Raw genomic sequence first — 21875 nt, 5'->3', positions numbered from 1 at the left:
CATATGCCGCATATCGGGAGACGTACGGCGGCGGGCGGGTGAGAATCGGGCCATGGATCTACCGGTGATGCCACCCGTGAAGCCGATGCTCGCCAAATCCGTGTCCACGATCCCGCCGGGCATGCAGTACGAGGCGAAGTGGGACGGCTTCCGGGCGATCGTGCACCGGGACGGCGACGAGGTGGTGATCGGCAGCCGCACCGGCAAACCCCTGACCCGCTACTTCCCGGAGCTGGTCACGGCGGTGCGGGACAATCTCCCGCCGCGCTGTGTCATCGACGGGGAGATCGTCGTCCCGTACGAGGGGCGCCTGGACTTCGACCGGCTCGGGGAGCGGATCCATCCGGCGGACTCACGGGTGCGGCTGCTGGCCGAGCAGACCCCGGCCGGTCTGATCGCCTTCGACATCCTCGCGGTGAACGACGATTCGCTGCTCACCACCCCTCAGTCGGACCGGCGGGAGGTGCTGGAGGCGGCGCTCGCCGATGCCTCGGCGCCGGTCCATCTCGCTCCGGCGACCACGGATCAAGCACTCGCCCGGCAGTGGTTCGAACGGTACGAGGGCGCGGGGCTCGACGGTGTCGTGGCCAAGCCGCTCGACCTTCCCTACCGGCCCGACGCCCGGGTGATGTACAAGATCAAGCACGAGCGGACCGCGGACTGTGTGGTCGCGGGATACCGCGTGCACAAGAGCGGCCCGGTCGTCGGCTCGCTGCTGCTGGGCCTGTACGACACCGGGGGCGTCCTCCAGCACGTCGGGGTGTGCGCGGCCTTCCCGATGAAGCGGCGCGCGGAGCTGGCCGAGGAACTGGAGCCGCTGCGCACCGGGTTCGCCGAGCACCCGTGGGCGGCCTGGGCGGACGCCGGGGCGCACGAGAGCGCCCGGCTGCCCGGGACGCAGAACCGCTGGTCGGGCAAGAAGGACCAGTCCTGGGTGCCGCTGCGCCCGGAGCGGGTCTGCGAGGTCGCCTACGACCACATGGAGGGCGACAGGTTCCGGCACACCACACAGTTCCGGCGGTGGCGGCCGGACCGCACTCCCTCCGGCTGCACCTACGGGCAGTTGGAGGAAGTGGTGCGGTACGACCTGGCCGAGGTGCTGTCAGGCGGGTGATCCCGGCTCGCCCGACGGGGTGGCGCAGGGGTCCTCGCTCCCGCCGGGGTCCGGCGTGGGCGTGGGTGCGGTGTCGGACGGGTCGGGGCTCGGGGAGCCGGTGGGGCAGCCCGGCCCGGTGGGACCGGGGTCGGTGGGACCGGTGTCCGTCGGGTCGGGGCTCGGACCGGGGTCGGTCGGGCCGGTGTCCGTGGGGTCGGGGCTCGGACCGGGGTCGGTGGGACCCGTGTCCGTGGGGTCGGGGCTCGGGCCGGGTGAGGCGGAGCCCGTGGGGCGGGGCGTGGGGGACGGGCCCGGTGTGCGGGTGGGCTGCGGTCCGATGACGATGCCGCCCCCCTTGCCGGGGGTACCGGGGCCGCCGACCGGGGCCTTGGGTTCGGCCCGGCCGCCCGCGCCGGGGCTCGTGGGGATCACGCCCTTGCCGTCGGCCACCGGATGGGTGCCCTCGCGGTAGAACGCCAGCCAGGACAGCACGGTGCGCAGGTAGGTGTCGGAGTGGTTGTAGCTGAGGATCGCCCGGTCCAGGTCGCCCCCAACGGCCAGGTCGCGGGGACCGGCGCAGAGGTAGTGGCCGGCGGCGAGGGCGGCGTCGTAGATGTTGTTGGGGTCCTTGCGGCCGTCGGCGTTGCCGTCCTTCCCCCAGTGCGCCCAGGTGGAGGGGATGAACTGCATCGGGCCGACCGCCCGGTCGTAAGCGGTGTCGCCGTCGTACGCGCCGTTGTCGGTGTCCCGGATCGTGGCGAAGCCCGCCCCGTTGAGCACGGGGCCCAGGATCGGGGTGAGTGTGGTGCCGCGGGCGTCGACGCGGCCGCCGCGGGCCTGGCCCGACTCGACCTTGCCGATCGCCGCGAGCAGCTGCCACGGAAGACGGCACCCCGGGTCGCTCCGCCCCAGGGCGCTCTCGGACGCGCGGTACGCGGCCAGCACGGTGGCCGGAATCCCGGACTGCGCCCAGGACTTGGCGACGGCCGGGTTCGGCCGCGTGCCGGCCTTCGGCGGCTCGGGCGACCTCAGTGGGGGCAGCTCGGTGTGGTACGAGTCGTCGTTGGGCACCTGGGTCCACACCACGTCGTCCGCCGCCGCGGCCTTCTTCGGGTGCTGTGCGGGGCCGGCGAATCCCGGCGCCTGGGACGCGGTGAGCGCGGCCATCGCGGCGAAGGCCGTGGCCGTGCCGGTGAGTCCGCGGCGCATCGTGCCGTTGAACCTCATGCGTGCTCCCTTCTCCTGCGGGTCACCGGGTGAACGTATCGATGGCGGCGATCCGCCAGGTGTCGCCGCGGCGAACGGCGTCCACGGCGAACATGGCCGCCGCGTAGGTGGTCTCCTCGGCCTTGCCGGTACGGGTGTTGCTCTGGTCGGCGAAGATCAGCAGCCGGGCCCGGTCGCCGTCGAGCAGCTCCACACCGCTCTCGGTGACGGTCGTGGTGAGGACGAGCTTCTGCTTCGGCGCCTGGGCCCGCACCTCGGCGAGCATGTCCTTGTGCTGCCCCACCGCCTTGCCGACGAGATAGGTGCTCGCGGCCCGGTCGGACTTGGCGGGCGAGGCGTAGTCGTACGAGAAGACGGCCCCGACGGCCTCGGTGATCTGGCCCTTCACCTCACTGGTGCGGCCGATGTCGGTGAGGGCGGTGTTCTGCCGGGACGGGTCCTCGCGCAGGCTTCCGGCGGAGGTGAACGCCCAGGCCGCGAAGGCGCCGAGGAGCACGGTGAGGGCGCACAGGAGGGCGGGCAGAACGGTCCGGAGGCGGGGCGGGCGCCTCTTGGGCCGGGGCTCCGGTCCGGCTTCGGTCCTCTTCCCGGCCTCGTGCCGGGTGGGTGTCCTGTCGTCCGGCTCCGCTTCGGGGCCGGGGGTGTTGATCTCCCCGGACTCCTTGGGCGGTGCGGGCGCGGCGGTGCGGTCCGCGGCGGCGGTGGCCAAGCGGCGCTGCCGGTTGACGAGGTGACGGGTCGTCGACATGTCGGGGTCCTCTCGGTGGCGGGGCGGGGAGCGGGCGTCAGTCGGCCGTGTTGCCGACGGGCGCCTGGCCGAGGGCGCTGAGCTTCCACCCCTGAGAGGTCCGGGTGAGCTGCCCGAGCATCCTGCTCTCCTTCACCGCGGGTTCGCCCTTCGGTGCGGTGACGGTGACCCGCAGCGCCACCATGACCCCCGCACGCCCGGCCCGGTCGTCGAGTTCGGTGACCGCGCCGGAGAGGACCTTCGCGGTGCTGACCGTCTTCGCGGCCTGGATCTGCTTCACGAACTCGTCCCGGCCGTCGATGAGTTGCTTGTGCAGATCGCCGGTGGTGGAGCTCTCCCAGCTGTCCAGCCCCTGTTCCAGCTTCTGGTGGTCGAGGGTGTTCATGTTCTGCACGGCCTGCTCCCCCGCGGCCAGTGCGTCGTCGCGGGCCTGCGCGTACGCCGCCGAGTCGTCGTGCACGGCGTCGTACCGGGACCAGCCGCCCCAGCCCGCCGCACCGGCCGCCACGACCGTCAGCGCGATCGCCACCATCACCAGTGGATTCCTCGTCGTGCGTACCCGTGCCATTGCTTTGCCTCTCCCCTGCCCGCTGAGCCGATCCGGGCCTTGTGCGTTGTCTGCGTGCGCTACCTGGAAGTGATCTCGACGATGCGCCAGTGCCCGTCCCGCAGTTGGGCGGTCACCGAGAGCTGCGCGGCCGCTGTCGTGGCGGGCTTGCCCCGGCGCTCGTAGACCTGGTCGAGAAGGACGAGGAGGTGGGCGCTGCTGTCGGTCAGCCGGGTCACCCCGGCGCGTACGACATGGGTGGTGAGCGTCAGTTCCTGGTCGCCGGACTGTTTCTCGACCTGGCCGAACAGCGCCGCGTACTGCTGGAGCGCCTTCCCCGCCAGGACCTCCTTCGCCGCCTCCTTGGTGACGGCGGTGGCCTGCGGGCTGTACGAGAACACCTTGCCGAGCGCGTTGCTGACATCGCCCACGACCCGTGTGGTCGCCTCGGCGTCGGTGAGCGCACGGTTGGACGTGGCGGGGGTGTCCCGCAGCTGCCGCCCCTCGGCGAAGAGCAGACCGCCCGCCACGAGCAGTGCGCACACGAGGACCCCGCCGATGACCCGGAGCCGACCGCGGTCCCGGCGGGGCGTCCCGAGCGCGGGCGCGTCGGCCCGCGTGGGTGTCCTGTCCTCGGGCCGCTCCGCGTCGGCTCCCTCGTCGCGTTCCTCGGTCCGCCCTGCCGTGCTCGTGCCGTTCACCGTCGCCGTCCCTCCCCGCTGTCTCATCCGCCGCCTCCGACCCCGATCGCCGTGAGCGCCTCGACCTTCCAGCCGTCCGCCGTTCTCACGAGGGTGGCCTCGAAGCGTTTGCGCTGGGTACCGGCCTTCCCGGTGCGCGGGGTGACCTCGATGTCGACGGTCGCGATCAGTCGCGCCGTCCGGGTCCGCTCGTCGAGCGCGGTGAGCGCGGCGTCGGTGACCCTGCCGCGTGCGGTGGCTCCGGACGCCGTCAGCTCTCTCTCGTCCGTCTTCCGGGTCCGCTTGAGCTGGTCGTGCAGCGGTCCGGTCGAGGAGTCGAGCCAGGCGCGCAGACCGGTGTCCACGCTCCCGGCGCTCTTGCCGTCCAGGCTGTTCAGCGTGGCGATGTGCCGGCGCCCTTCGGACAGTGCGGCGTCCCGGCTCTTCGCGAACGCGAGCGTGTCGTCGCCGCGCGCACCGGCGTACGACCAGCCGCCGAGGGCGCAGACCAGCACGGCGGCGAGCAGCACTCCCCAGCCGCTCAGGGTTCTGGTGCGGCGCGTCATTCGTCTCCTCCCAGGCCGAGCAGACCGGACATGCCGTCGGCCGGGGGCGCGGTCCGGGCGTCGAGGCCCAGCGCTCCGGGCAGCCGGTCCGCCGCGTCGGTTCCCCGGAACACCGTTCCCGCGGTGGCGGGCTCGGGTACGGGTCCGCCCTTCGGGGCGTTCGCGCTGCCCCGTACGTTGATGCCGGTGCCGGGCGACGAGGTGCAGCGGGCCTTGGTGTTGAGCGGGGGTGCGGCCGAGGTGTCGAGGCCGTTGCGGTAGGTCGTCGCGCCGTATCCGGCGGTGCAGGGCAGCGGTTCGAAGAAGGTGACCGACATCCCGAACCGGGCGCCGCCCTCGTCCACCGCTGTCGCGCCCGCCGCCGCCACGGCGGGCAGCTTCACGAGCAGTTCCTCCAGGCCGCGCTGGCGTGTGACGGCGACCTCGGACGTGGTGAGGAGGTTGGCGACGACGACTCCGAAGCTGGGGTCGAGGTCGCGCAGCAGTCCGCTGACCTGCCCGGCCGCGTCCGGGGCGGCCGCGATGAGCTTGCGCAGGTCGGTGTCGGAGCCCTTGAGTTCGGCAGCCAGCTCCTTGGCCCCGGAGGCGAAGCCCTTCAGTGCCTCGCCCTGTTCGGCCTGGGTCCGCAGCACGGTCTCGCCGTCGGCCATCAGCCTGGTGGTGACCGGCAGGGACCTGTCCGCCGCGTCGATGAACTCGCTGCTGGTGTCCAGGAGCACCTGGAGGTCGTCGCCACGCCCGTTGAACGCGGTGCCGAACTCGTCGACGACCGTGCGCAGGTTCTCCAGGTCGACGGAGCCCGCCAGGTCGTTGACGCTGGTGAGGACCTCGGTGGGCGGTGCCGGGATGGTGGTGTCGGCCTGGTCGATCACCGAACCGTTGCCGAGGAAGGGGCCGTCCCCGCGGGTCGGCCGCAGGTCGACGTACTGCTCGCCGACCGCCGAGAGGTTGGCGACGACGGCCTGGAGGCTGTCCGGGATGGGAGGTGAGTCCTTCTCGATGCGCAGTTCGGCCTCGACCCCTTCGTCGGTCAGCTCGATGGGTCCGACGCGGCCGACGGAGACACCCCGGTAGGTGACGTTGGAGTGGGTGTACAGGCCGCCCGTCTGCGGGAGTTGCACCGTGACGGTGTAGTAGCTGCGCAGTCCGACGTAGTGGCCGAGGTCGGCGTAGCGCACGCCGAGGTAGCCGAGCACGAGGACCGCGATGACGAGGAAGGCGATGTTCTTGAGCCGGATGGCGAGGGTGATCATCGGTTGCTCCCCTGCGAGGTCTCGGGGACTGAGGGCAGCGGGAGCGGGAGCGTGTCCTTCAGGGGCGCCCCGCCGCCCGTACCGCCCGTGGGCTGCGGGGGTACGGGGTCGCCGGGGATGAGGGCCGGAATGACCTGGGTGCCGGGCCGGGCCGTCACATCGAGGTAGACGTTGAGGTAGTCGCCCTTCACCCCGCGCAGCACCTCGTCGGTGAACGGGTAGGTGAGCAGCACCTGGAGGGAGTCCGGCAGGTCGTTGCCGGAGTCGGCGAGGGCCTTGAGGGTCGGGGCGAGGGCCTTGAGGTCGGCGATCATGTCGGCCTTGCTCTTGTTGATCGTGTCCACGGCCACGGTGGAGAGCGTGTCGAGCGAGCGCAGCATCGTCAGGAGCGAGCCGCGCTGCTTCTCCAGGACCTTCATGCCGGGGCTGAGCCCGGTGAGGACCGTGCCGACGTCCTGTTTGCGGGTGGCCAGCGTGGCGGCGAGCCGGTTGACGCCGTCGAGGGCCTGGGTGATGTCCTCCTTGTGGCCGTCGAGGTTGGTGACGAGGGTGTCGACCCGGTTCAGCATCGAGCGGACCTGGGGTTCCTGTCCGGCGAGCGCCTTGTTCAGTTCGGTCGTGATGGTCTTCAGCTGGTTGACCCCGCCGCCGTTGAGGAGCAGGGACAGGGCGCCGAACACCTCCTCGACCTCCGGGTTCCGGTTGGTGCGGGCCAGCGGGATGCGGTCGCCGTCCGCGAGGGAGCCCCGGGCGCTGCCGCCCGCGGGGGGTGAGAGCTGGACGAACTTCTCGCCGAGGAGGCTGGACTGTTCCAGGTGGGCGTAGGCGTTCCGGGGAAGTTCGACCTTCCCGTTGACGCGCATGGTGACCTTCGCGGTCCAGCCGCCGGGGGCGAGGGAGATCTTGGTGACGCGTCCGACGGAGACGTCGTTGACCTTCACCGAGGACTGCGGGGCCAGGCTCAGCACGTCCCCGAACTCGGCGGTGATCTCGTAGGGGTGTTCCCCGAGGTCGGCGCCGCCGGGCAGCGGCACCTGTTCGATGCCGGTGAAGGCCGGCGCGTCCACGCTCGTCACCACGAGGGCGATGCCGACTCCGGCGGCGAGCAGCGCGGCGGCACCGGTGAGCACCCGGGGCCCGGGTCTGCGCAGGGCACGGCTCATCGCTTCGCTCCCTTCCTGTCCGGTGTCGGGTCCTTCTCCGGGGTGCCGTAGACGGTGCCGACCTCCGGAAGCGGCAGTGCCGGCAGGGCCTTTCTGCGGGTGGGGTCGACCGGGGCGAGTCCGGTGAGGGAGGGGTTGCGCGCGTCGCTCTCCGGTTCGACGAGCGGTCCGCCCATGGAGAGTTCGTTGAGGTTCGTACGTCCGTTGAGCGTCCGGTTCACCGGGTCGTAGGCGTTGAGGACGTTCCCCGCGGCGAGCGGGAGGGTGTCCATGGCCTCGGCGAGGGAGGCCCGTTGGTCGACCAGGGTCTGGGTGAGGGGCACCAGTGCGTCCACGTTCTCCTTCAGGGCGCCGCGGTTGTCCTCGATGAAGGTCTTGACCCGGCCGAGCGCGGTGCCGAGTTCCCGCAGTGCGGCGCTGAGGTTCTCCTTGTCCTCGGCGAGGAAGCCGGTGACCGAGTTGAGCTGCTGCTCGGCGGTGCGGACGTCGCTGTCGTTGTCCTTCAGCATGGTGGTGAAGGACTGGAGGTAGGACAGCGTGTCGAAGAGGTCGCCGCTGCTCCTGTCCAGGGTCTTGGTGGCCTTGCCGAACTGCTCGATGGAGTCCCCGATGGCCTTGCCGTTGCCGTCGAGGTTCTTGGCTCCGGTGTCCAGGAGTCCGGCCAGCGCTCCGTCGGCGTTGGCCCCTTCGGGGCCGAGCGCGGTGGACAGCTCGGTGATCGACGCGTACAGCTGGTCGACCTCGACGGGTGTGGCGTTGCGTGCGGCGGGCAGTACGGCGTTGTCGGCGAGCCGGGGCCCGCCGTCGTAGGCGGGCGCGAGCTGGATGTACCGGTCGGCGACGAGGCTGGGCGCGACGACGACCGCGTGGGCGTCCTTCGGGACCGTGATGCCCCGGTCGAGCCGGAGGACGACCCTGACCTCCTTGCCCCGCGGCTTCACGGATTCGACCGTGCCGACCCGTACGCCGAGGATCCGCAGGTCCGATCCGGCGTAGACGCCGGTGGCCTGGTCGAAGTAGGCGGTGACGGTGGTCGTCCCCTCTTCGTCCAGCGCCATCACCCCGCTGGTGGCCGCGACGGCGACGACCGCGAGTCCGGCGCCGATGCCGGCGATGCGCGTGAGTCTCATGTCAGCGGCCGCCTTGCTGCTTGGGTGGCATGCATCCGGTCGCCGGGGGCGTGCCGGCGGGCAGGTAGTTCTTCGGGACGACCCCGCAGACGTAGTTGTCGAACCAGCGCCCGCTGCCGAGGGTGTTGCCGATGAGGCGGCTGTACGACCCGGTCATGGCCAGTACCTTGTCGAGGCTCTTGCGGTTCTTGATCAGGACGGCGGTGACCCGGCCGAGCGAGTCCAGGGTGGGTTTCAGCTGCTTCTCGTTGTCCTCGACGAGCCCGGTGAGCTGGGTGCCGAGGTTCCTGGTGCCGGTGAGCAGCAGATGGATGGAGTCGCGGCGCGCCTGGATCTCGCCGAGGAGCAGATTGCCGTCCTCCAGCAGGGTTTCGAAGCTGCTCTTCTTGTTGGCGAGGGTCCTGGTGAGCTGCTTGCTGCCCTGGAGGAGGGTGGCGAGCTGGGCGTCGCGCTCGGAGACCGTCTTCGACAGCGCGGAGAGGCCGTCCGCGGCGCTGCGTACGTCGGGGGGTGAGTCCTTGAAGGTGGCGGAGATCGTCTCGAAGCTCTTGGCGAGCTGGGCGGTGTCGATCTCCCCGATGGTCTCGCCCAGGCCGTTGAACGCCTGGGTGACGTCGTACGGGGAGGTGGTGCGGCTCGCGGTGATGCGCGCGTCCGGGTCCTGCGGGGCGTTGCCCAGCGGGTCGACGGCGAGGTACTTCTCGCCCAGCAGCGTCTTGATGGCGATGCCGACCGTGGAGGAGTTGCCGATCCAGGCGTCCTTCACCCGGAAGTCGACCTTGACCTTGGGGCCGTCGAGGGAGACGCCGGTGACCTCGCCGACCTTCACTCCGGCGATCCGTACCTCGTCGCCGTCGGTGAGCCCGGCCGACTCGGTGAAGTCGGCGCTGTAGGTGGTGCCGCCGCCGATGAAGGGCAGCGAGTCCGCGCGGTAGGCGGCGAGACCGATGAGGGTCAGGACGAGGAGTCCGACGATGCTGACGGCGACCGGGTTGCGTTCCCGGATGGGTGTGATTCTCATGCCAGGCACCTCGGTTGGGTGATCGCGATGCCGGTGGGCGGCGCGCTGCCGTCGTCGGTCGTGACCCCGCTGACCTTGGCTTCGCAGAGGTAGAGGTTGAGCCAGGATCCGTAGGACGTGAGGCGGCTGATCGCCTCCATCTTGGCCGGCGTCTTCTGCAGGAAGTTCTCGATCTTCGGTGTGTTGTCGCCCAGCCGGTCGGAGAGGCGGCCCAGTTGCCTGATGTCGTCCTTGAGCGGCTTGCGGCCGTCCTCGAAGAGACCGGCGGTGACCGTGGTGAGGGCGCCCATCGCCGTCACCGCATCGCCGAGCGGTTTGCGGTCACCGGAGAAGCCGGTGACGAGCTTCTGGAGGGTGACGACGAGGTCGTTGAAGCCCGCCTCCCGGTCGTTGACCGTCTTCAGGACGGTATTGAGGTTCTTGATCACCTCGCCGATCACCTTGTCCTTCGCGGCGACGGTGCTCGTCAGCGAACCGACGTGCTGGAGGATGCTGTCGACGGTTCCGCCCTCGCCCTGGAGCACCTGGACGATGGACCCGGCGAGCTGGTTGACGTCCGGCGGGGACAGCCCCTCGAACAGCGGCTGGAAGCCGTTGAACAGCTGGGTGAGGTCGAGGGCCGGGGTGGTGCGGGCGAGCGGGATGGTGTCTCCTGCGGCGAAGCTCGCCCCGACCCGGCCGGCGCCCTGGTCGAGGTCGATGTAGCGCTGGCCGACCATGTTGAGGTACTTGATGGAGGCGGTCACCGAGGCGGGCAGCTTGCGGCTCTTGCGCACGGCGAAGGACACCTCGGCGAGCCGTTTGTCGGCGACCTCGATGGACTCGACCTGGCCGACCTTGACCCCGGCGATCCGGACGCTGTCCCCCTCGATCAGCCCGGTGGCGTCGGTGAACCTCGCCTTGTACGTGGTGGTGTCCCCGACCCCCGTATTGGCGATGGAGAGCCCCAGCACGGTGGTGGCCAGCACTGTCACCAGGATGAAGACGATCGATTTCGTGAGCGGTCCCGCGAGGGAGCGGCGATTCACTTGAGCTTCACCTCCGCACCGCGGAAGGCCGGACCGATGAGCACGCTGCTCCAGTCGGGCAGGGTCTGCGGCTGGACTTTCAGTGAGGGAGCGACCAGTTCGTTCACGAGCCGGGACTCCTGCGGCGAGTTGGGCAGGCCGAGGGCGGTGTCCTCGGCCGGGGGGCCTGCTGCCGCGTCCCGGCCGGCGGCGCCGTCGGGGGTGACGGCCTGCGCCTTTCGGGCATCGGCGGTGGGTACGTGCTTGCCGACGTAGGGCACCGAGTAGCAGTGCGGGCCGCCGTCGGCGTCGTAGACCGGGGTGTCCTTGCCCGCCACGTACTTCCCCTTGGACGGGACGGACTTGACGCTGACATGCAGGCCCGGCCGATCGGTCCCCTTGCCCAGGGCCTTGTCCATGGCGGGCACGAACCCGGCCACGGTGCGCAGCGTGCAGGGGAAGGAGGACGAGTACTTCGCGAGGACTTCGAGCGTCGGCCTGCCGGACGCGGAGAGCCTGATGAGGTTGTCCTTGTTCGCCCGGAGGAAGGAGGTGATGTCCTGCGCGGTGGCGGTGGTGGCCCCGTACAGGTCGGCGAGCTCCGCCTGCTGGTCGGCGATGGTGCCACTGGTGGTGGTGAAGTCGGTCAGCGCGTCCAGGACATCGGGCGCGGCGTCCCCGTACACCTTGCTCACCTTGACGAGTTCCTTGATGTCGGCGTTGAGCGTGGGGAGTTGGGGGTTGAACTTCTTCAGGTGGGCGTCGAGCGTGACCAGTGTGTCGCCGAGCTTGTCGCCCCGGCCCTCAAGCGCCTGGGCGACGGCGTTGAGCGTGGCGGACAGCTTCTCCGGCTTCACCGCGGTGAGCAGCGGCAGCACGTTGTCGAGGACCTGTTCCAGTTCGATGGCGTTGCTGGAGCGGTCCTGCGGGATCACCGCCCCGGCCCGCAGCGTCCGGTCGGAGGGGATGCGTGGTGGCACGAGGGCCACGAACCGTTCGCCGAAGAGCGTGGTGGGCAGCATCTGCGCGGTGACGTCGGCGGGGATCTGCCCGAGCTTGCCGGGCTCGATGTCCAGGGTGAGACGGGCTCCGTCGCCCTCGGACGCGATGTGGCGCACCTGGCCGATGACGACTCCGCGCAGCTTCACATCGGCGTTGTCGTGCATCTCGTTCCCGGCGGAACCGGTGTGTACGGTCACGGTGGCGTTGTCGGTGAAGTCCTTCTCGTACACCGAGACCGACACCCACACCAGGACGACGGGCACGAGCAGGAAGGCGACTCCGGCGAGTCTGCGACGGACCGTCCGGGTGCTGCTGCGGGCATTCATCAGCCGGCCACCTTCACCGTCGTCGTGGCGCCCCAGATGGCGAGCGAGAGGAAGAAGTCGGTGACGCTGATGAGCACGATGGCGTTGCGCACCGACCGGCCGACCGCCACTCCCACCCCGGCGGGGCCTCCGCTGGCGTGGAAGCCGTAGTAGCAGTGGGCCAGGATCACCAGCACGCTGAAGATCAGCACCTTGAGCACCGACAGGATCACATCGTCCGGGGAGAGGAAGAGATCGAAGTAGTGGTCGTACGTTCCCGCCGACTGGCCGTTGAAGAAGATCGTGATGTAGCGGGAGGCGACGTACGAGGAGAGCAGCCCGATCGCGTACAGCGGGATGATCGCGACGACCCCGGCGATGATCCGTGTCGTGACGAGGTACGGCATCGACCGCACGCCCATCGCTTCCAGGGCGTCGACCTCCTCGTTGATCCGCATCGCCCCGAGCTGGGCGGTGAAGCCCGCGCCGACGGTGGCGGAGAGTGCGAGACCGGCGACGAGGGGCGCGATCTCACGGGTGTTGAAGTAGGCGGAGATGAAGCCGGTGAAGGCGGAGGTGCCGATCTGGTTGAGCGCCGCGTATCCCTGGAGGCCGACGACCGTACCGGTGAAGAGGGTCATCGCGATCATCACGCCGATGGTTCCGCCGATGACACCGAGGCCCCCACTGCCGAAGGCCACTTCGGCCAGGAGGCGCTGCACCTCCTTCAGATAGCGGCGCAGGGTGCGCGGGATCCACACCAGTGCCCGTACGTAGAAGGTGAGCTGGTCGCCCGATCTGTCGAGCCAGCTGAGCATCGACATCGGTCAGCTCCCCTTCGCGGGGACGATCTGGAGGTAGATCGCCGTGAGGACCATGTTCACGAAGAACAGGAGCATGAAGGTGATGACGACGGACTGGTTGACCGCGTCACCGACCCCTTTGGGACCGCCCCTGGGGTTCAGGCCCCGGTAGGCGGCCACGATCCCCGCGATGAAGCCGAAGATCAGCGCCTTGAACTCGCTGATGTACAGGTCGGGCAGCTGGGCCAGGGCGGAGAAGCTGGCCAGATAGGCGCCCGGCGTGCCGTCCTGCATGATCACGTTGAAGAAGTAGCCGCCGAGGGTGCCGACGACGGAGATCAGCCCGTTGAGCAGGACGGCGACGAACATGGTCGCCAGGACCCGCGGGACGACGAGGCGCTGGATGGGCGAGACGCCCATGACCTCCATCGCGTCGAGCTCCTCGCGGATCTTGCGCGAGCCCAGATCCGCGCAGATGGCCGATCCGGCCGCTCCGGAGATCAGCAGCGCCACGATGATCGGGCTGGCCTGCTGGATGACGGCCAGCACGCTGGCGCCACCGGTGAAGGACTGCGCGCCGAGCTGCTGGGTGAGCGAGCCGACCTGGAGGGCGATGACCGCGCCGAACGGGATGGAGACGAGGGCGGCGGGCAGGATGGTGACGCTGGCGACGAACCAGAACTGCTCGATGAACTCGCGTACCTGGAAGGGTCTGCGGAAGATGGCCCGGCTCACCGCGAGGCCGAGCGCGAACAGCTTCCCGGTCTCCCGCAGCGGGGCGAGCAGCCGTGTCGGGGGCTTGTTCCCGGGCGGTCGGGGCGCGGACTCCCCGGTCGTGGGCGGCTCCGGGGGCCGTACCGGCATGGGGGCCGTCACGGGCGCACCCCGCCCGCGGCCGGCGAGTAGCTGTTCATGATGGCCGTACGGGCGGCCTCCGGCAGCTGGCCCATCATCGACATGACCCGCTCCCGGCGGCGCAGCGCCCCCTGGCGTACGGGCATGCCGGGCGAGGGTTCCAGCTGCGGGACGACGGTGCGCGGCCCGGTCGCGGGCGCGGCGCTGCTGTCCCGCTGCTCGGCGGCGAGGGTGGCGGCGTCCTTCTCCTCGGACATCCCGATGGGGCCTTCCCGGCGTCCGGCGAGGAACTGGGAGACGACCGGGGTGTCGCTGGTGAGCAGCACCTCGCGCGGGCCGAAGGTGACGAGATTGCGGCAGAACAGCATGCCCATGTTGTCGGGGACGGTCGCCGCGATGTCGAGGTTGTGGGTGACGATGAGCATCGTCGCGTCGATCTGCGCGTTGAGATCGATGAGGAGCTGGGAGAGGAAGGCGGTGCGGACCGGGTCGAGTCCGGAGTCGGGCTCGTCGCAGAGGATGATCTGCGGGTCCAGGACGAGGGCGCGGGCGAGGCCGGCGCGCTTGCGCATACCGCCGGATATCTCGCCCGGCAGCTTCCCTTCGGCACCGAGAAGTCCGACGACGTCGATCCGCTCCATGACGATGCGGCGGATCTCGGATTCCTTCTTGCGGGTGTGTTCACGCAGTGGGAAGGCGATGTTGTCGAAGAGCGACATCGAGCCGAAGAGCGCGCCGTCCTGGAACATGAGCCCGAACAGCTTCCGGGTCTCCATGATTTCGCGCTCGGGGCTGTTCACCATGTCGACGCCGTTGATGAGGACGCGCCCCTGCTCGGGCTTGAGCAGTCCGATGATGGATTTCAGGAAGACGGTCTTTCCGGTGCCGGAGGGGCCGAGCATCACGCTCACCTCACCGGCGGGCAGGGTGAGGCTGACGTCCTGCCAGATGTTCTGTTTGCCGAAGGACTTCGTGAGGCCCTCGACGACTACTTCGATTCCCATCGGCCCTCCTTCGAAGTGGTCGTGAACGTAGTCATCTGTCTGCGCTCCGGCTCTGAGAAATCCAATGGCGGCTCGTCACACGTGCACCAGGAGGCGCACGTTATGTCCGTCGAAACCGCCAGGACAAGCAGTTGAACAGCGGAAATCGGCGAACGAGGCGCTGGAAGTGGATCACTTGTCACTCGATGACAAATCCGCCCCCCGCTTTTGTCGCACAGTGCGCAAACGATTCGGCGCCCGAGCCGGGGCCCTGACCTGCCGATTCGCCGCACCGTGCATGCGAACGGGAATCCACGAACGCCGAACGAGCAGGTGCCGAGGGGTTCCGAGTCGCTCATCCGGGACGCTACGGCCGAGTAACCTGACTGCGCAATACCGGATACGGAACTTTCTGCCAGGTGATTGCGGGGCCGCGAATACTTGTCCGGAGGTGAGTAATCGGCGCGCGAAACCTGTGAAAAAGTGAGGACCCATTCGCCAATGACGCGGGAGACATCCGCCGGCGCTGCGCCCGCCACGTGGCTCTTCCGCGCCGATTCCACACCGATGAGCCCTTCCGGTGAGGTGCCACCGGAAGGGCTCATGGGACGGTTCGTACGGAGGTCGGGGCGGAGGTCACCGCTCCGGCTTCGGCACCTTCGGCGGGCAGTCGGGGCCGTCCGGGTTCGTGGACACGCACAGGGGTGCCTGGGTCATCTTGATGTAGTTCCCGCCGCCCGAGATGGACGCGGTGAGCAGCGGATCCAGGTCCTCCCCGACGCCGCATCCCTCGAAGGCCGGGATATAGGTGTTTCCGTCCATGGTTCCGCCGTACTGGACGGTGTATCCGGCGCGGGGGTAGGTCGTCCCGAATGCCTTCAGCGTCTGGTCGATCGGCTTGGACGCCCGGCAGTTCGGCCCGACGTCGAGGGGCACGCCGTTGACCTTGACGTCCTTGACGCGCAGTTCGAACTTGGCCGTGATGGTGGTGTATTCGGGGTATCGCGGGTCGACGATGAGGTCGTTGATGGTGAGGGAGTCGATGTTGGCCGTCGGGCCGACCTGGCTCAGGATCATCGTCGCCGTGGTCGGCATGAACCCGAACGAGAGGAACGTGCCCCGGGACGGCGGGAGCTGCCGCTTTCCCTCGTGCTCGAACTCCGCGCCGCTCAGTACCCGCACGGTCTTCAGGCAGGGGTCGTTGGTGTAGTTCATCATCATCGTCACGTTCGTGCGGGCGGGCCCCAGGAGCGCCGCACCGTTCAGCTTCTTGACGTTGGTGAACCCCGCCACGTACGCCTCGGAGGGCGTCGGGAGCTGCATCGAGAAGGGGCACGGTTCGACGTCGCCCTCGCTCCCCTCCTGCGCCCGGCCGGCTTCCCGGCGCGCGTCGTCCAGCTTCTCCCGCTGATCGGGCGGGAGCGTGTCGTCGCGGTCGGGGTCGGCCGGAGGCGGCTCGACGGGTTCCTCCGTCGGGGTGCCGCTGATGGGCAGTGAGGCCAGGACGGTGTCAGCTCCCGGCACGGGACGGCAGGTCACGTCGATGCCGGCCGGTTCGGCGGGTGAGCCGTCCGCCTTCAGCGGGCTCAGTGTGAGGGTCAGGTCGGAGGCCGACAGGGTGGCTCTGCCGGGTGAGCCGAAGGTGGCTGTCGGGACCGGCCCGGCGGCCTCCAGCGTGACGCTCTCCCGGCCCGTGATGTCCTGTGCGGGGGCCGCCAGACCGGACCAGTCGGCCTTGGCCGAGTCCGTCGAGTCGGTGTACAGGACCGCGAGCTGGGCCAGGGCGGAGACCGCGGTGGCATCGAGCTGTTCCAGTTCGCCCAGCACTCCGCGCGGCAGGTCGAGGCCGACCGTCACCTCACGGGCGGCGACGGGGTCGCCCACCGTGCCGGCCGCCGGATATCCGGCGGCCACGACGGCGGTCACCGCGCGGCTGCCGGAGGGGAACCGGCAGTCGTAGTCGATGACGGCCTCGGTCCGCTGTCCGTCGGCCGCCGACTGGGCACCCGGCAGAAAGGTGGCGGCGACGACCAGGAGGCCGCCCGCGGTCATCCGCGCGGTGCGGCCGGGGGCCGGACGTGCATTGGCTGCCATGCTTCTCTGCCTTCCGGACTCGAATGTACAAGATCGCCCAGGGGCGGGCGGCCGTTGCGCGTTGCACCGGGAATGCCTCGGACCCGCACGGCCGTCCGAAACGAGGAAATGACGTGCGTCCCAGGGGAATTGACCGGGTCTCCGCAGGCGTCCACGGCCGCTTACCGGTCGGTACGCTACGCGGCGCCCGAGAGGATTGGGAAGCGGTTCGCGCCCGGCTCTTCCGGACCGGGGCGAGAACACGAGAAGAGTGACAAGAAACGCGGGCTCTTTTATCAGTTGATGAGTATTCCGGCGCCCTTCACCGACGGGTCCGGCCCGGCCGCGGATACCGCGGCCGGGCCGGAGCGCTCGGGCGATGCGACAGGACCCGAGCGATTCCCGCCCGCGGATCAGCTGTAGCTGATGACGGGCGAGCCGCCCACGGCGGCCACGACGTTGTACGTGCCCTTGAAGGTCGCCGTCGCGCCGACGATGCCGCAGCCGCCGCCGACCTTGCTGCCGATGGTCAGCAGACGGGGGCTGGTGGCGGCCGGAGCCACGGCCAGCGTGCCGTTGGCGCCTCCGGCGCTCGGGTTGTTGTAGGCGCCGTCCACCGTGCCGGTCACCTTGAAGGTGCACGGGCCGAGGACGCTGGAGCCGGTGACGGTGGCGCTGATGCCGCCGATCCAGCCGGTGGTCTTTCCGGTGCCGTTGGTGCCGCCCCCCGCGGCGTACCCGCCCGGGGTGTTGCCGTTGAGCGTCCAGGGGGTGGTGGCCGTGACGGTCCAGGTACTGCCGAACGGACCGGTGCACGGCGCGTTGAACGAGGCGCCGGTGATCTGGGCCAGGACCGGCCCGGCGACGGGCGAGGAGGCGGTGCCGTTGGCGGAGGCGGTGGCGCACTGGATCACGTTGCCGACGTTGTCCGTCAGGGTCGTGACACCGGCCGTGCCGGTGAACGCTCCGGCCGGCGCGATGGTCCAGGCGGCGGTGGGTCCGGCGATCGCGGACGGTGTGGCCAGGGCGACCGCGGCGGCGGCGGCACCGACTGCGGCGAGCATACGCGTCTTCTTGAGCATGGAACTTCTCCTGTCCCGTTGGGGAATTGGGCCGGCGGAATTTGCACCCGAAAGGGCACTCCACTGTCCGGCACGGATTTCTTGGGGAAGTACTCCCGTTCGCGAACGAAGGGGATACAGCTGTACGTGAACCTATCGATGCCTTGATCAGGCGGCTCTCCCGGGCAACGATCGTGCCAGGCATTCGATTTCCGGTTCCCGAATTGATGCCGATCCATTTGATGACTCAATGACTACTGACCGGTACTTTACTGCGCCAATTCCGAGTTGAGAAGAGTTGGTGCAGAATTCCGTTCCGCTCTTCGGTTCTTACTTCAGCGCCGAGTGCCAGAACCGCGAGAGCTCCTTGCCCTCGTTCGGCGCGAGGCTCGCCGGGGTGTAGGGACTGGCGAAGTAGGTCGAGGTGTTGTCGAGGACCACGTTGTTGTTGCCGGCGGCCGACGGCAGCCCCGTCTTGAGGTTCACCGCCCAGTCCAGGAGCCCGGCCCCGCAGCCGCTGGCACCCGGGACGGCGAACGTGGCGTCTCCCTGATCGGCGCTGTCGAAGGTGTACCGGCCCATCTCGCCCGCCTCGTCCGAGGCCCCGTTCGCCGCGAACCGCTGGAGCGAGAGCGTGGGCTGGGTCAGGTTCTGCGGCTTGAGCAGAACCGGATTCGCCGTGGTGCCGATGTAGCACTTGTCCCCGAGGAACGGGTTCTTCAGGTGGATGCGGACCGGGATGGTGAGAATCGGCTGACCGGTGGAGAAGGCCCCTGCCATGTGGAAGTCGCGCGGCGCCCCGGCCGGTTCGATGGTGGCCGTCACCCGGTTGAGGTTGTTGTCCGTGAGCTGCTTGCAGATGCCCGAGATGACGGGGATGCCGTTCGGGCACATGAGACCGAGCAGCCCACCGGGGATTTCCGCGGAATCCGCGATGAGCGCACCGTCGGACGGGGGGACCAGGGTGGTGGTTCCGTCACTGTGCTGGATCACTCCGAGCTGGAGGTCGCTGTTGCCGGTCGGCACCTGCGACTTGCCGAGCTTGATGGAGCCGCTGGCCGAGCTCGACGAGATACAGGTGGCGACGTCGTTGACGCCGTCCGCCGCGAGCATGGCGGGAGCGTCCACCGGGCAGCGGCTGAACGGCGCCCAGTGGCCGTTCAGCTGACTCGCCGCGGTGGCCGAGCCGGTGGAGAGCAGGGCGGAGAACGCCGTGAAGGCTGCGAGCAGCCCCACACGCGTTCTGGTGGAAGCGGATCTCATGTCGTCCCCTCTTGACTGCCGCCGCGGTGACGGCCTTGTCCACGGAGTTGATCGGTTTCGGCAATGCCCGGACGTGGAGGTGGCGTGCGTCGGCAGCTCGACGTCCGCGGTGCATCGTGGTGGACCGGAAGAACGAAAGGTCTGAGCATCAAATTTCAGGCAGATTTCATGCCCGAATTGACCGAGGCGTGATGTTACTCGCGAGAAACAGGGCGACACAATCCGTCCGTCTAAGATCTTTTACAGAGCACGGATTTTGATCCGGAAATGAGCACAGCAACGGTTCCGCTTTATCAAGTGGTGCGCATTTATGGGACCGGGCGCGGTTCCGCGGGGCAGGAATCCCGCCGGTCGCGCACACCGGGCCGGTGTACGGCGGCGCCCGGAGGCCGGCGCCTCGATCCCGCGCTCGGGCACGGCTCCCGCACCCTCCGGCAGCGGCCGTCGCGGACACCCGGTTCGCGTTCCCCGTGGTGAGCGCCCCCGCACCCGCCGAATCCCGTACGCCCGCCGGGTGTTCCGGAGCCCTTGGCCCGATCCGCGCCGGCGGCGAATTGAGTTTCTTGTCGGCCGCCGAGCAAGCGGCCGAAATACATTGTCCGAAAGTGAGCAGTCCGCCCCACCTGCACCGCAGCACCACAACACGGCCGAGATGTGTGCCCCCTGCACTCCGATCTTGTCGAAGAGGTGGGCAGTGCCCGTGACTTGGTCTATCTTCATCGCGGACTTGGTACGCACCTGTCGGTTCGTGGGAGCGCCTCCCCCCACCGCCTCACCCCACCACCGGGCGCCGAGAGCAAGGGGACACGCATGCCACATCTCATACAGCCGTTGGATACCGAAGACCCCCTGGGGCCCCTCCCCCAGGAATTCGCCGCGATGATGCGGCCCGAACTTCCCAGTCTCATCAAGGAAATCGGCATAGAAGTCACGCGGGCGTACCCGGAATACGCCCGGCTGCTCGACGGCCCGAACGGACTGGCCATACGCGTGGGCGTGGAGCAGAGCCTTTCCTCGTTCGTCGACCTGGTGGCCGAGCCCTCCGCCTCCACCACCCTCCGCGACGACATGTGCCGTCGTTTCGGACGGTTCGAGGCGTACGAGGGAAGGAGCATGGACACCCTCCAGGGCGCCTATCGCCTCGGGGCGAGGGTCGCGCTGCGGCGCGCGAAGAAGGTCGGGCAGAGCTACCACCTCTCCCCCACGCTCATGCTGAGCTTCGCCGACGCGCTCTTCACCTATGTCGATGAGCTGGAATCCCTTTCCCGCGAGGGATTCCTGGAGGTGCAGTCCCAGTCCGGCGAGCAGGGCGAGGCCGTGCGCCGCCGCCTTCTGCACCTCATCCTCGCCGGCCGCCCGGTGCCCCGCAGCGCCATCGCCGACCTGTGCGAGCAGACCGGCTGGGCCCTGCCCGAGCAGGTCACCCTGATCGCCGTACGAGCCCCGGTGGGCCTGGACCGGCTCTGCGCCGACCGTGACGTCCTGTCCGATCTCAGCGATCCGCAGCCGCACTTACTGATTCCCGGGCCGATCGACGACGCACGAAGATCCATGCTGGAACAGGCCCTGCCCACCGCGCGCGCCGCGATCGGGCTGACCGTCCCGACCGCCCTGGCCTCGGACTCGATCCGCTGGGCCCGCCGGGTGCTCGAACTCGTCGACACGGGCGTGATCGACGACGCACCGTTCATCCGGTGCGAGGACCACCTGATCACCCTGTGGCTCCTGTCCGACCCGGCCCTTCTCGACCAGCTCGCCCAGCGGGAGTTGGCCCCGGTCGCCGCCATCAGCGTCAACCGTCGCGAACGGCTGATCGAGACGCTCAGGATCTGGCTCGACACCCGCGGCACCGCGGCCCAGATGGGCGAACTGCTCGATGTCCATCCGCAGACCGTCCGCTACCGCATGCGTAATCTGGAGAACATCTTCGGCGACCAACTGGTCGACCCGGAGAGCCGGTTCTCCACGGAAGCGGTATTGCGCGCACTGCGACTGCGTGCCCGCAGCGACGCCCCACCCGCCTGAAGGGGCGCGCGCTCCCGCCCTTCGGGGCAGATGCACGATCGGCGCCGCAGATCAACTTACCGGCGGGTAAGGCGAAATAGACGGTCAGTCCCAAACGGTTGCGACACGGAGACGTATCCAACGAGAAACCCGGAACCTCGTCCCGTAGACATGGAGGAGCCGGCCGCCCACCAGGCGGCCGCATCCCGGCACCGCCTCCTGGCCAACCATCCGAGAGGGAACCCCCCCATGACCGCCTCGCACCTGCTCGTCCCCGTCCCGATCCCGGACCGGGTCGCCGCGCTGATCGGCTCCTGCATCCCACCGCACATCCTCCAGGCGGAGTTCGACGCGGACTGCGCGGCCCGTGAGGTCCGCCGGTTCCGCGGGCCGCGCCTGGGGATCGAGGACCAGGCCGACCGCGAACAGGCGCTGGCCGAACTGGCCCGCGCCAACAAGGTGCTCGCCGCCCATCACCCCCGGCTGGCGGTGCGTCCGGGCTCCACCTGGTGACCGGTGGCCGCCGTCCGCCCGGTCGCACCGACCGCTTGCGGAGCGACGGGACGGCCCTTACCTTACTCAAAAGTAAGTTTACTTCAGAGTAAGGAACTGGCGTGGCCGACAACAGCAGCGGCAACCTGACGGACGAACTGGCCGGGCTCGACTTCTCGGCCGTCTCCCCCGAGGAGTTCGCACGGATCGTCAAGGGCCTGTCCGCCGGTCAGCTCGGCGAGGTGATGCGCGGCCCCCTGCGCACCCGCATCCTCGACGAGGTCTTCGGCAGGATGAAGCAGCAGTTCCGCCCGGCGGCGGCGGGACAGCTCAAGGCCCTCATCCGCTGGAAGATCACGGGCGAGAGCGACGAGATCTTCGAGACCGCCATCGCCGGGGGAACCTGCGAGATCACCCGGGGCCGCTCGGAGGCCGAGCCCCGCACGACACTCGTCATGGCGGACGCCGAATTCCTCCGGCTCGTCTCCGGCAACGGCAACCCCGTGACGATGTTCATGATGCGCAAGCTGAAGATCGCCGGTGATGTCGGCCTGGCCTCGGGGCTCACCCGCTACTTCGACATCCCGAAGGTCTGA

General features: G+C 69.4%; 21 protein-coding genes. 4 read left to right on the top strand and 17 right to left on the bottom strand.

Annotated features, from left to right (window positions below):
• Positions 1-52 precede the first annotated feature (52 nt).
• Positions 53-1114: an ATP-dependent DNA ligase gene (locus tag OG251_RS33980; RefSeq protein ID WP_326680695.1), complete on the top strand. Its 1062-nt coding sequence runs from the start codon at positions 53-55 to the stop codon at positions 1112-1114.
• Here the strand turns inward: OG251_RS33980 and OG251_RS33975 are convergent.
• The 17 genes from OG251_RS33975 to OG251_RS33895 form a co-directional block, all read right to left on the bottom strand.
• Positions 1103-2323, bottom strand: a complete 1221-nt coding sequence (locus tag OG251_RS33975) for a lytic transglycosylase domain-containing protein (protein ID WP_326680694.1) — start codon at positions 2321-2323, stop codon at positions 1103-1105. The genes OG251_RS33980 and OG251_RS33975 overlap by 12 nt on opposite strands.
• Positions 2324-2345: 22 nt before the next feature.
• A complete protein-coding gene (locus OG251_RS33970; RefSeq protein WP_326680693.1) occupies positions 2346-3071 on the bottom strand; it encodes a hypothetical protein in 726 nt (241 codons plus the stop codon).
• Between the two features lie 37 nt (positions 3072-3108).
• Positions 3109-3639, bottom strand: coding sequence for a hypothetical protein (locus OG251_RS33965; protein ID WP_326680692.1), 531 nt, complete (start codon positions 3637-3639; stop codon positions 3109-3111).
• A 59-nt stretch (positions 3640-3698) separates the two neighbouring features.
• Positions 3699-4346: a hypothetical protein gene (locus OG251_RS33960; RefSeq protein WP_399589008.1), complete on the bottom strand. Its 648-nt coding sequence runs from the start codon at positions 4344-4346 to the stop codon at positions 3699-3701.
• Complete coding sequence (locus OG251_RS33955) at positions 4343-4864, bottom strand: hypothetical protein (protein WP_326680690.1); 522 nt, start codon at positions 4862-4864, stop codon at positions 4343-4345. Before OG251_RS33955 ends, OG251_RS33960 begins: the two co-directional genes overlap by 4 nt.
• The gene (locus tag OG251_RS33950; protein ID WP_326680689.1) at positions 4861-6117 is read right to left on the bottom strand and encodes an MlaD family protein; all 1257 of its coding nucleotides are present in this window, start codon (positions 6115-6117) and stop codon (positions 4861-4863) included. The genes OG251_RS33955 and OG251_RS33950 overlap by 4 nt, the downstream gene beginning before the upstream one ends.
• Positions 6114-7280, bottom strand: coding sequence for an MCE family protein (locus OG251_RS33945; protein ID WP_326680688.1), 1167 nt, complete (start codon positions 7278-7280; stop codon positions 6114-6116). Before OG251_RS33945 ends, OG251_RS33950 begins: the two co-directional genes overlap by 4 nt.
• On the bottom strand, positions 7277-8410 hold the full coding sequence (locus OG251_RS33940; RefSeq protein ID WP_326680687.1) for an MCE family protein: 1134 nt from the start codon (positions 8408-8410) through the stop codon (positions 7277-7279). Before OG251_RS33940 ends, OG251_RS33945 begins: the two co-directional genes overlap by 4 nt.
• 1 nt (position 8411) lies before the next feature.
• Entirely contained in the window at positions 8412-9431 is a 1020-nt protein-coding gene (locus OG251_RS33935; RefSeq protein ID WP_326680686.1) for an MCE family protein, read from the bottom strand.
• Positions 9428-10459, bottom strand: coding sequence for an MCE family protein (locus OG251_RS33930; protein ID WP_326680685.1), 1032 nt, complete (start codon positions 10457-10459; stop codon positions 9428-9430). Before OG251_RS33930 ends, OG251_RS33935 begins: the two co-directional genes overlap by 4 nt.
• Positions 10456-11766 (bottom strand): MCE family protein, encoded by a 1311-nt coding sequence (locus tag OG251_RS33925; protein WP_326680684.1) that lies wholly within the window; start codon positions 11764-11766, stop codon positions 10456-10458. The genes OG251_RS33930 and OG251_RS33925 overlap by 4 nt, the downstream gene beginning before the upstream one ends.
• Complete coding sequence (locus OG251_RS33920; RefSeq protein ID WP_266812051.1) at positions 11766-12569, bottom strand: MlaE family ABC transporter permease; 804 nt, start codon at positions 12567-12569, stop codon at positions 11766-11768. The genes OG251_RS33925 and OG251_RS33920 overlap by 1 nt, the downstream gene beginning before the upstream one ends.
• Positions 12570-12572: 3 nt before the next feature.
• On the bottom strand, positions 12573-13424 hold the full coding sequence (locus tag OG251_RS33915) for an MlaE family ABC transporter permease (RefSeq protein ID WP_326680683.1): 852 nt from the start codon (positions 13422-13424) through the stop codon (positions 12573-12575).
• A complete protein-coding gene (locus OG251_RS33910; RefSeq protein WP_073719808.1) occupies positions 13421-14407 on the bottom strand; it encodes an ABC transporter ATP-binding protein in 987 nt (328 codons plus the stop codon). The genes OG251_RS33915 and OG251_RS33910 overlap by 4 nt, the downstream gene beginning before the upstream one ends.
• Before the next feature lie 615 nt (positions 14408-15022).
• On the bottom strand, positions 15023-16480 hold the full coding sequence (locus OG251_RS33905; protein WP_326680682.1) for a DUF6801 domain-containing protein: 1458 nt from the start codon (positions 16478-16480) through the stop codon (positions 15023-15025).
• 392 nt (positions 16481-16872) lie between these two features.
• Entirely contained in the window at positions 16873-17541 is a 669-nt protein-coding gene (locus OG251_RS33900; RefSeq protein ID WP_326680681.1) for a hypothetical protein, read from the bottom strand.
• Positions 17542-17850: 309 nt separating this feature from the next.
• Entirely contained in the window at positions 17851-18783 is a 933-nt protein-coding gene (locus OG251_RS33895) for a hypothetical protein (RefSeq protein WP_326680680.1), read from the bottom strand.
• A gap of 810 nt (positions 18784-19593) precedes the next feature.
• On the opposite strand from OG251_RS33895, the gene OG251_RS33890 reads away from it, so the two are divergent.
• The 3 genes from OG251_RS33890 to OG251_RS33880 all read left to right on the top strand — a co-directional run bounded on the left by OG251_RS33890 (position 19594) and on the right by OG251_RS33880 (position 21875).
• Positions 19594-20808 carry a helix-turn-helix domain-containing protein gene (locus OG251_RS33890; RefSeq protein WP_326680679.1) on the top strand — a complete coding sequence of 405 codons (1215 nt, stop codon included), beginning with the start codon at positions 19594-19596 and terminating at the stop codon, positions 20806-20808.
• A gap of 228 nt (positions 20809-21036) precedes the next feature.
• Positions 21037-21300 carry a hypothetical protein gene (locus OG251_RS33885; RefSeq protein WP_073719813.1) on the top strand — a complete coding sequence of 88 codons (264 nt, stop codon included), beginning with the start codon at positions 21037-21039 and terminating at the stop codon, positions 21298-21300.
• Positions 21301-21401: 101 nt separating this feature from the next.
• Positions 21402-21875, top strand: a complete 474-nt coding sequence (locus OG251_RS33880; RefSeq protein WP_326680678.1) for an SCP2 sterol-binding domain-containing protein — start codon at positions 21402-21404, stop codon at positions 21873-21875.

Source organism: Streptomyces sp. NBC_01237, assembly GCF_035917275.1.
Classification (GTDB): Bacteria; Actinomycetota; Actinomycetes; order Streptomycetales; family Streptomycetaceae; genus Streptomyces.
This window is presented reverse-complemented; position numbering and strand designations above follow the sequence as displayed.